General features: G+C 49.8%; 4 protein-coding genes and 1 rRNA gene. 4 read left to right on the top strand and 1 reads right to left on the bottom strand.

Going from position 1 to position 6,539, the window contains the following annotated elements:
• Positions 1 to 26: 26 nt before the first annotated feature.
• The gene (locus tag FJ023_09250; protein MBM4447507.1) at positions 27 to 959 is read right to left on the bottom strand and encodes a hypothetical protein; all 933 of its coding nucleotides are present in this window, start codon (positions 957 to 959) and stop codon (positions 27 to 29) included.
• A 127-nt stretch (positions 960 to 1,086) separates the two neighbouring features.
• On the opposite strand from FJ023_09250, the gene guaA reads away from it, so the two are divergent.
• The 4 genes from guaA to FJ023_09270 form a co-directional block, all read left to right on the top strand.
• The gene (gene guaA / locus FJ023_09255; GenBank protein MBM4447508.1) at positions 1,087 to 2,754 is read left to right on the top strand and encodes a glutamine-hydrolyzing GMP synthase; all 1,668 of its coding nucleotides are present in this window, start codon (positions 1,087 to 1,089) and stop codon (positions 2,752 to 2,754) included.
• Between the two features lie 15 nt (positions 2,755 to 2,769).
• Positions 2,770 to 3,327 carry a hypothetical protein gene (locus FJ023_09260; protein MBM4447509.1) on the top strand — a complete coding sequence of 186 codons (558 nt, stop codon included), beginning with the start codon at positions 2,770 to 2,772 and terminating at the stop codon, positions 3,325 to 3,327.
• 2 nt (positions 3,328 to 3,329) lie between these two features.
• Positions 3,330 to 3,671 (top strand): hypothetical protein, encoded by a 342-nt coding sequence (locus FJ023_09265; protein ID MBM4447510.1) that lies wholly within the window; start codon positions 3,330 to 3,332, stop codon positions 3,669 to 3,671.
• 335 nt (positions 3,672 to 4,006) lie between these two features.
• A 23S ribosomal RNA gene (locus tag FJ023_09270) occupies positions 4,007 to 6,539 on the top strand; the annotation flags it as partial.

Here is a 6,539-nt window from a genome sequence, read left to right on the forward strand (position 1 = left end):
GGCACCATATTTTCAAATAGAGGAGATTATTTTGTGCTGAAATGCTTAACCAGGAATGCGTCGATCACCGGGCCAACACCAGGATACTCCCACAGATACTCATGCCCTGGCGCTTTCAAGCCTAAACCAAAATCGTAAGGCCAGAAAACTAAAATAGCCCTGGTTATCACCCAATCAATGGGCGTAAAAGAGGGGGCATGATTTAGTATAAATATCTCCACCAGATTAGCTTTCAACAGCCCCACAAGGTCTCTGTCAGCAAGAGCATCGGCTCCAATTCCATTATTATCTATCACCAAAGACTGGCTGGCTTTAGATACCCTATGCCAGAAAGGAACTCCAACTTGAATGGAGTATACTCTCGGGTTTTCTTCCATATGAGTGATAACTTCGCCAGCGAAAGCGGCGCCATTGCTCTGTCCGGTTATTATCACCTTCAGGCCGGTAACCTGCTGGGTTAGAAAATCAATCTTAGCCGCCAATTCCTTAGCCTTTGAAGGATAATGCGTTAGCTGTTCTTTAAATTCAAAAAGATACTCAAGTAAGCCGTCTCCAGTACGAATATCATCAACCACGCAATACTTATATCCCAAGTCGGCCAGTTCAGCTTCGATCCCAACCAGCCAGCTCCGTCCCTCTACATTAGCCTCCAGCGGTGTCTTGCCCCAACCACCCGGAATACAGAAAATAGCAAGATCGCTGCCCTTAACCTTGTTACAAAGAGCAAGTAACTCGGTGACAAATTGCTCTTGAGCTTCTTTTCCTGATCCAACCACATCCTCAGCCACCTGCCAGGCCTGCTGCTCAATAGCACTCATAGATTCAAAGTTATGTGTTGCCGATTTCGTCTCCACGCTACGAGCATTATCGAAATAAAACAACAGCCCAAGAAGGCAGGCGACCAGAAACACAGCCAACCCACCTCTGCAAAGCAAAAGAAAACGTCTGCTACGCTTCATCGATTAACCCCCAGGCTACAGTGATATATTTTAGCACCTTCACAATGAATATGCCTAGCCAGATAAGCTATGAAACCGTAGTATGCCATGCTAGGCTATGATATACTTTACTCAATTAGGCAAGAGGATGGATAAAAAAACAAAAAGCCATCGTGTAGCTACCAGCGATGATATTGAAGTCTCGACTTACCTTGAAATCGCCAAAGAGCTTCATGGCGAGCAACTTACATCCAAGGTAGAGACTATATCGCCCGGGGCACGAGAGGCGATAGCAGTTATTGATTTTGGCTCTCAATATAGCCACCTGATTGCACGGCGAGTCCGAGAATGCCATGTCTACTGCGAACTGATCCCCTTTGATGAACCATGGGAGAAGATAGCCTCCCTCCAACCTAAAGGCCTCATCTTCTCAGGAGGACCCGCCAGTGTGTACCAGCCAGGAGCACCTTTAGCTCAAGCCCAACTTTATGCCAGTCACTTACCTATCCTGGGCATATGTTACGGGATTCAGGCCATCGCCCACCAACTGGGAGGACAGGTGGCTCCAGCAGATAAGCATGAATATGGTCAGGCTATCTTACACATAAGCGATAAAAAGTCGCCGCTCTTTGCCGGCTTGCCCACTTCGATACCGGTGTGGATGAGCCATGGTGACCAGATAGTAGAAATGCCGCCAGGTTTCAAAGCCCTGGCTTACACCGAGAACTCCCCCACCGCGGTTATAGGTAATGGCGCAAACATCTTCGGGTTGCAGTTTCACCCTGAGGTTGTTCACACCCCAAATGGGAAAACCATAATTCAAAACTTCCTCTACAAGGTATGTGGCTGCCATGGTACCTGGACACCAAGCAGCTTCGCCAATGAGAGCATAAGCTCGATCAGACAACAGGTAAAAGATGGCAAAGTCATCTGCGCCCTATCCGGCGGCGTTGACTCAGCAGTGGCAGCTACTCTTATCCACCAGGCCATCGGTAATCAATTAACCTGCATCTTCGTCAATAACGGGCTACTGCGCCGTGAGGAGCCGGAACGAGCCCTTAACACTTTCCGAAACAACTTGAAAATGAATGTGGTCTATGTGGACGCTTCCAGAAGATTCCTCATGCGGCTGAAAGGCGTCACTGACCCCGAGATCAAGCGCCGCCGAGTTGGTGAGGAGTTCATCAAGGTATTTGAATACAAAGCCGGCAAACTGGGCAAGATAGATTTCCTGGCTCAGGGCACTCTTTATCCCGACGTCATTGAAAGCACCTCCAAGGAAACCAAAGCTGCCGCCAGAATAAAAACCCACCACAACGTCGGCGGCCTGCCTGCCAAAATGTCACTTAAGCTCATTGAGCCGCTGCGCTATCTGTTCAAAGACGAGGTTCGCGAGGTCGGCTTAGCTCTGGGCTTACCGGAAGATATGATATGGCGCCAGCCCTTCCCGGGGCCAGGACTTGCCATTCGCATCATCGGAGAAGTAACCAAAGAACGCCTGGATATACTTCGAGATGCCGATTGGATAGTTATGAACGAGATAAAAAAGGCAAACCTCTATCGCCAGCTATGGCAAAGCTTTGCTGTACTCACTGATGTCAGAAGTGTAGGTGTGATGGGAGACTACCGGACCTACGGTTACCTAGTAGCCGTGCGCGCCGTGACCAGCCAGGACGCTATGACCGCCGATTGGGCACGCCTCCCCTACGACCTCCTTTCTCGCATATCCAGCCGTATCGTAAACGAAGTAGCCGGCGTCAACCGCGTGGTCTACGACATCACAAGCAAACCACCATCTACTATAGAGTGGGAATAAACAAAAGCCCTCATTATGTTCAGATGGCTGATTGCACTCGTCACTTTTCCGGGCATTATACTTCATGAATGGTCTCACAAATTTTTCTGCGACCGTACCAAGGTGCCTGTTTACAAAACCTGTTATTTCAGGCTAGGCAATCCTGCAGGGTATGTTATTCACGGTCCAGTAGACAACTACTGGAAAGCCTTTCTAATCACCACTGCGCCATTCACAATAAACACAATCATCGCTGTAATCTCACTCACCATCGCTGTCATCATCCCTTCCGGTTTAACCACCTACATCCTCTGCTGGCTGGGTATATCTATAGCTATGCACTCTTTCCCCAGCAGCCAAGATGCTGACAACCTGTGGCAATATTCAAAACGAGTCTGGTGGCGTAATCCCTTAGCGCTGTTCAGTTTCCCGGCTATTGGCTTGATAAAGCTGGCAAGCATACTCAGCGCTATCTGGTTTGACCTGCTCTATGCCGTCGCCTTATTGCTCCTAGTTGCTTTTATAATCAAAGGGGGCGACTTGTTTTCAATTGTGGCTTCATTTATCATGATGCATAATTCTGAAAGGGGGTGAAAATGGACGACTACGGTATTTTCTCAGTCACGTACTTTATATTCTGGCTGGCTGCGTATGTTTGGTCGGCACTATGTCTGCACATCATAGCCAAGAAGACCAATACACCGAACGAATGGCTAGCGTGGATACCCATTGCTAACATCTATCTTATGTGCAAGGTGGCTGACAAGCCTGGTTGGTGGACAATATTGTTCTTCATCCCGCTGGTGAACATAGTTATCTTCATCATAGTCTGGATGGGTATAGCGGAAGCTCGCCGCAAGCCATCGTGGCTGGGCATACTGATGATAATACCCCTCGTGAACCTGATAATACCTGGCATATTAGCTTTTTCGGACTAATTATTGCCATCACTTTTTGAACTTCCTCTCCCTCGACGGGAGAGGATTAAGGTGAGGGTGAATTTCTGACAGGGCTAAAGCCACTGTCCCTACATGCGGTAGAACGACGCCAAATTTTTTTTAACAGCAGGCGGGCTTTACCACTCTAGCAGTTGGTTCTGTTTGACAACAGCCCATGGGTTGTTATATACTATCTAGTTACATGATTGGTGTACACCTCCATACATGATTGACCTAAGGTCATAGTTGCTGTATACTTATGCGGCTTGGTGTACACCAAGCCGCATTGCACTTTAAAAAGTGAATAAGTTTTGTGTTCAGGCTGATGTAGGTCGAAGAGAAAAGGGCACAGGGCGGATGCCTTGGCGTTAGCAGCCGAAGACGGGCGTGGCAAGACTGCGATAAGCCCCGGTGAGTTGTCTAGCAAACCTAGCCGGGGATACCCTAATGGGAGAACCCGCCTGGGTAAAACCCAGGCTCTCGCCAAAAGCGAGAGGGTACCAGGAGAACTGAAACATCTTAGTAACCTGAGGAAGAGAAATCTAACGAGATTCCCGGAGTAGTGGCGAACGAAAGGGGAAGAGCCTAAACTCGAGTGGCTTAGTGGGCTTGGGCCCTATGTCATTCGAGGGTTGTAAGACACAAGAGACGGACCCCAAGAGCCGTAACAGAGTAAGAAAACTTCTGCCTAGTCGAAGGTCTCTGGAAAGAGCAACCAAAGAGGGTGATAGTCCCGTAGATTAAAGGTTGAAGTCTCTGCTTGTGTTCTTAAGTACCACGGGACACGAGAAATCCCGTGGGAATCTGGGGTGACCACACTCCAAGGCTAAATACTGCTAACGACCGATAGTGAACCAGTACCGTGAGGGAAAGGTGAAAAGCACCCCGAAGGGGGAGTGAAATAGAACCTGAAACCTTGTGCCTACAAGCAGTCAGAGGCTTGGTTTTTAACCAGGCTGATGGCGTGCCTATTGAAGAATGAGCCGGCGAGTTAATCTCTGTGGCAAGGTTAAGTAACTCAGTTACGGAACCGTAGCGAAAGCGAGTCTGAATAGGGCGACCAGTCGCAGGGATTAGACACGAAACCGGGTGAGCTACCCATGGCCAGGATGAAACCCAACTAACCTTGGGTGGAGGTCCGAACCCGTGTACGTGGCAAAGTGCTGGGATGAGCTGTGGGTAGGGGTGAAATGCCAAACGAACCCGGAGATAGCTTGTACTCCCCGAAATGCATTTAGGTGCAGCCTCAGGTAATAACTTATGGAGGTAGAGCACTGGATGAGCTCGGGGCCGTGAGGTTACCAAACTCAACCAAACTCCGAATGCCATAAGTCCTATCCTGGGAGTGAGACTGCGGGGGATAAGCTTCGTAGTCGAGAGGGAAACAGCCCAGACCATCAGCTAAGGTCCCGAAACGCGGACTAAGTGGCAAAGGAAGTGATATCGCTAAAACAGCCAGGAGGTTGGCTTAGAAGCAGCCACCCTTTAAAGAGTGCGTAACAGCTCACTGGTCGAGTGGTGTCGCACCGATAATTTAACGGGGCTCAAGTCCGCTACCGAAGCTATGGTTCGCCTTTCGGCGAAGGTAGGGGAGCGTTGATATAGCTGAGAAGCCTTGGCGTAAGCCAAAGTGGAGCAATAGCAAGTGAGAATGCCGGCATAAGTAGCGATAAGGCATGTGAAAACCATGCCCACCGTAAATCTAAGGTTTCCTACGCAAGGTCAATCCGCGTAGGGTTAGTCGGGCCTAAGCCGAACCCCAAGGGGATAGGCGATGGACAATGGGTCAACATTCCCATACCATCTAATCCTTGTTTTAAGGCAAAGGGGGAACACAGGAGGATAGGCTGAGCGCACCTAATGGACATGGTGCGTCTCCAATCCAAGGCGCGTTGAGGCAGGCAAATCCACTTCAACATCAAGCTGAGGAGCGGGGAAAATTGAGGGGAAACCCGAGGTAATTCAGCTGAGTCCACGCTGTCTAGAAAAGCCTCGTTGTTAAAGGATTAGGTGCCCGTACCGCAAACCGACACAGGTAGATGGGGGTAAGTATCCCAAGGTGTTCGAGAGAACCCTCGTTAAGGAACTCGGCAATTTAACCCCGTAACTTTGGAAGAAGGGGGCCCGCTGTAGAGGCGGGGGCACGAAACCGGCCCAAGCGACTGTATAACATAAACACAGGTCTCTGCCAAAGCGAAAGCTGAGGTATAGGGGCTGATACCTGCCCAGTGCCGGAAGGTTAAGGAGAGAGGTTAGGGTTTTAACCCGAAGCTTTGAACCGAAGCCCCGGTGAACGGCGGCCGTAACTATAACGGTCCTAAGGTAGCGAAATCCCTTGTCGGGTAAGTTCCGACCCGCACGAAAGGTGTAACGACTTGGGCGCTGTCTCAACGAGGGACTCGGCGAAATTGAAATACCCGTGAAGATGCGGGTTACCCACAACTGGACAAAAAGACCCCGGGAGCTTTACTATATCTTGGCATTGGACTCGAGCTGAGCATGTGTAGGATAGGTGGGAGGCTGTGAAGTTGAGGCGTAAGCTTCAGTGGAGCCAACGGTGAAATACCACTCTTGTTTGGTTTTGGTTCTAACCTGCCTTCGGGTGGGAACAGTGCCAGGTGGGTAGTTTAACTGGGGCGGTTGCCTCCCAAAAGGTAACGGAGGCGTCCAAAGGTCCCCTCAGCACGGATGGAAACCGTGCATCGAGTGTATTGGCATAAGGGGGCTTGACTGCGAGACCAACAAGTCGAGCAGAGACGAAAGTCGGGCAAAGTGATCCTACGGTTCCGTGTGGAAGGGCCGTAGCTTAACGGATAAAAGCTACCCCGGGGATAACAGGCTTATCTTGCCCAAGAGTTCACATCGACG

The organism is Chloroflexota bacterium, assembly GCA_016875875.1.
Classification (GTDB): Bacteria; Chloroflexota; Dehalococcoidia; order GIF9; family UBA5629; genus 9FT-COMBO-48-23.